Here is a 3,404-nt window from a genome sequence, read left to right as displayed (position 1 = left end):
AAAGCCCATTTGAACTGCTTTATAAATTCTTCCAGGTGGTTCTGGATGACGCGATAAAGATTAACGATGTCGCCGTTAATATCGTTCAGTACTTCCGCTTTTGACTGTTCCTTCATAAAGAATAAAGCTGCGCCACCGCAGAACGGCTCGACATAACATGTGTGAGCCGGAAAAAGCGGGAGAAGATGCTTAGCCAGTTTACGTTTTCCACCTACCCACGGGATGATACTTGTTTTCATGTATAGCCTCTTTTGATCTTTTAAAACGATCAATTCCCTTTGATTGATCGACGGAAGCAATCATAGAGATGGCGAGAGGGTGTTGGCAGTTACAGGGGTGAGGCGGCAAGATAACGCCAGGCAAGTTTACAAGCCATTGATATAGATCGGTTTAGTCTCATCGGGTGAGCGGCAGTAATCCGCTGCCGCCTGACCTGAGAAGGAAATGATGAGCAATTTATTATCTGAAGATTTGCAGTGGGACATAATTGAGGCCTTAGAAGAAGTACATCCCCGCCATCTTACTCTGGATGAGTTCAGGGGGGATTTTGGTGAGATTGATGACAATATGATGCTAGTTAACGTCATCCAGCTCATTGAGGATGGGATTATCAATCCCAAAGCAATCATAAGGCTTGTTAAGGGGCCAACAGTAAATATCACAGCGCTATTACTGACGCCCTATGGCTATCAGTTAGCCCAGTCAGGAGATTAACTCGCGTCGCGTTGAGCATCTTTCTTTGATATATCAATTTTGAAACCATGCCCGAACTCATCTTCGAAGTTGACACTAAGCGCAAACTCGACAACAAGCTTCGGGCATTCTTCCGGCCTAGAAACTATCTGCGTTGAAGTGACATTACCGATCGTTTCACCATCGACGGGGCTTTGTTGAATAAATGGATTTTATGCTGTGGTACTATGAAAACGGTTGTTTCAGATAACATAAAATCAATGCATTACATGCTTGCGTATGACGGTGTTCTGTCTGGCATCAGCGTTTTCTACCAAAACAGTGCAGACAAAACAGAATGATTACCTATTATTCAACAAAGCCCATCGACGGCCACATCTAACCCGACAAATGCATCACCATCATAGATTCTGACAATCTGAATCGGTTTACCCATTATCTTTGACCTCGCCTGAAACGACCTCACGATATGCCTCAGATGCAGCCTGACAGTCAGGCTCAATTTCACGGAAAGCGCTAACCAGATTAATCTGTTCTTCCAGCAGGCCCAGAAGGCGCTCAGGCTCGTCACTGTAGCCGAGGCTGATACCGCTCATTGCACTTTGATTAATTTTAATTTCGCTCAGGAGTCGTTCACGCTCTGATTGCAGAGCATGACAACGACCGATAATTATTAATTCATCGCTGGTATATTCCCGCATTTCTATATCCTGTTATTTAAATAAATGCGCCAGTATCACTGGCGCATTGTTATTACAGATAATCAGACTGATTAAACAGCTTCAACCGGTTGTGCTGCGCTGATTCTATCCTGCCCATTGTCGATACTGTGTTTGTACTGCAGATTGTCAACATAGGTCTGCACCTGACCTTCGACTTCGGCCTTATCCGCATCAATGACTGCGTCGGCCAGCTTCTCGGCGATACCCTGTGCCTGTTCGGCAAAGGCAGACTGAATCCTGTCAAAGTTGTCGCCGCAGGCGGTGCGCACGGTGGCTTCGTTGTGCAGGGTCAGGTGGTTAACGAAGTCCGTTGCGGCAGCGGTGGCATCTTCTTTCGTGGGACCAGTGTAAATGGCGGCCAGAATACCGTCGACAATGGCTTTACTGCGCAACTGAGTGATAACCGCTTTTTCGATATTGCCGGTGATATTAATCGTGCTCATATTTCTCTCCTTACGGGAACTGCGGGTTAATAATACTTTCAGCCATGCAGGTAACTTCATGGTCAAAACCTCAATGGGCTGATGCCAGTATTCATTTAATGAACTGAATTTGATTTAGATCAATCACTGTAAGCAGGCTTAACTATTCGTTTCACTCAGGTTTAACCTCATGAATTCATAATCTCGCTTGTGGTGAGGCTTTGTTGAATAATAGGTAATCATTCTGTTTTGTCTGCACTGTTTTGGTAGAAAACGCTGATGCCAGACAGAACACCGTCATACGCAAGCATGTAATGCATTGATTTTATGTTATCTGAAACAACCGTTTTCATAGTACCACAGCATAAAATCCATTTATTCAACAAAGCCTTGTGGTGATTAACGACCCGCCACTGTTGTAATCCGGATGTATCATATTTTGACCATATATTGGTTGCGCTCGTGTAGGGCGCTTTTTTTTGAGCGAATTCCAGTAGCAAAATTTTGAGATGCTAAACTTCCTTCCTGAAATACTTTGTCTCGACTGTGCCACTGTATATCGGACATGACAGTGGCCTTTTTGTTTTAAGGCTTATCCGGCCAGGCTATTGCGTTATATCCGCCTTCATCATTCACCAGTGAAAAATCCAGTGCTTTAAGCGCTTTAATATAGGCCATCCACTTAATCAGGCCGGCTTTGTCTTCATCGGTAATGACGCCAAGCTGCAGCTCCGTGCGCCAGTCGGAAGTGACCACATTCGCAGCAGTGAGCAGACTCTGGCGCTGCGCACTGGCTTTGTCCTGAAACGCGGCTTTTTCTGCATCTGCGTCATGCACCCATGCACTGCCGTCCCATTTCATATATCGCTCAGCCGGTGCTGTTGATACGGTGCCGTCAGGCAGGTCGCCCAGAGAAGTAATGAGTTGCGGTGAGCCATCAATGATGCTGTAGACAGTCTGTCCCCTGTGGTCCGCGACCAGCGACCATTTATCCTGCTCAGCGTGATAAACAGCGGCGCTGCCTGCCGGAATCTCAGGTGGCGGAGTCAGCGTGCAGTTGGCGGGCAGGCCCGTGTGCGCAGGAATGTAGCAGTCACTCCTGCCTATAAACTCCTGCGTATCCGGACGCAGATTATAAATCTTCAGCGTCTGTGCTTTATCTGACATTTCAAAGGTCATTATGCGAGCCTCACGATGTAATTAAATGCAATATTGTCTACGGTATTGGCGGCGTTTCCGGTCGCATTGATGGTCAGGCCGTGACCGTGCGGACCCAGCGGGACAGTGTGCTGGTGAGGACCAATCACAACTGTATGGGCATGATTGCCAGAATCGCTGGTCGCACGGTCCTGGTTACCCATATGAATATCATCCATGGAAACGTGGTAAACATCAGGGCCGCCCCCAAACCAGTTATAAGCGTGATTATGCTGGCCCTGCGTAAGCGTCACATTTAAACCGTCTGTGCAGCGGGCTCCGGTTCCGGGAAAATAGTGTCCATCATTTTTTAATGGACACTATCGCGTGAAACACCGGACATGGCTCCTTGAGGCGCTTCGCCTCCATT

Annotated in this window: 6 protein-coding genes; 1 reads left to right on the top strand and 5 read right to left on the bottom strand. The window is 47.0% G+C overall.

Annotated features, from left to right (window positions below; translation table 11 throughout):
- Nucleotides 1-239, bottom strand: a 239-nt coding sequence (locus tag F7Q90_RS25015; RefSeq protein WP_151161126.1) for a DNA adenine methylase, incomplete at its 3' end; no start/stop codon positions are given.
- A gap of 205 nt (nt 240-444) precedes the next feature.
- Between F7Q90_RS25015 and F7Q90_RS25010 the strand changes: the two genes are divergently transcribed.
- Nucleotides 445-714 carry a hypothetical protein gene (locus F7Q90_RS25010; protein WP_044242009.1) on the top strand — a complete coding sequence of 90 codons (270 nt, stop codon included), beginning with the start codon at nt 445-447 and terminating at the stop codon, nt 712-714.
- A 407-nt stretch (nt 715-1,121) separates the two neighbouring features.
- Here the strand turns inward: F7Q90_RS25010 and F7Q90_RS25005 are convergent, their stop codons facing one another.
- The 4 genes from F7Q90_RS25005 to F7Q90_RS28050 all read right to left on the bottom strand — a co-directional run bounded on the left by F7Q90_RS25005 (nt 1,122) and on the right by F7Q90_RS28050 (nt 3,288).
- Complete coding sequence (locus F7Q90_RS25005) at nt 1,122-1,394, bottom strand: hypothetical protein (protein WP_006119119.1); 273 nt, start codon at nt 1,392-1,394, stop codon at nt 1,122-1,124.
- A 71-nt stretch (nt 1,395-1,465) separates the two neighbouring features.
- Nucleotides 1,466-1,858 (bottom strand): hypothetical protein, encoded by a 393-nt coding sequence (locus tag F7Q90_RS25000; protein WP_006119121.1) that lies wholly within the window; start codon nt 1,856-1,858, stop codon nt 1,466-1,468.
- 564 nt (nt 1,859-2,422) lie between these two features.
- Complete coding sequence (locus F7Q90_RS24990) at nt 2,423-3,016, bottom strand: tail fiber assembly protein (RefSeq protein ID WP_006119123.1); 594 nt, start codon at nt 3,014-3,016, stop codon at nt 2,423-2,425.
- Nucleotides 3,016-3,288: a hypothetical protein gene (locus F7Q90_RS28050; RefSeq protein WP_006119125.1), complete on the bottom strand. Its 273-nt coding sequence runs from the start codon at nt 3,286-3,288 to the stop codon at nt 3,016-3,018. Before F7Q90_RS28050 ends, F7Q90_RS24990 begins: the two co-directional genes overlap by 1 nt.
- Nucleotides 3,289-3,404 lie beyond the last annotated feature (116 nt).

The organism is Pantoea stewartii subsp. stewartii, from assembly GCF_008801695.1.
Lineage (GTDB): Bacteria > Pseudomonadota > Gammaproteobacteria > Enterobacterales > Enterobacteriaceae > Pantoea > Pantoea stewartii.
The sequence above is the reverse complement of the archived record's forward strand: the minus strand, read 5'-3'. Positions and strand labels throughout refer to the sequence as shown.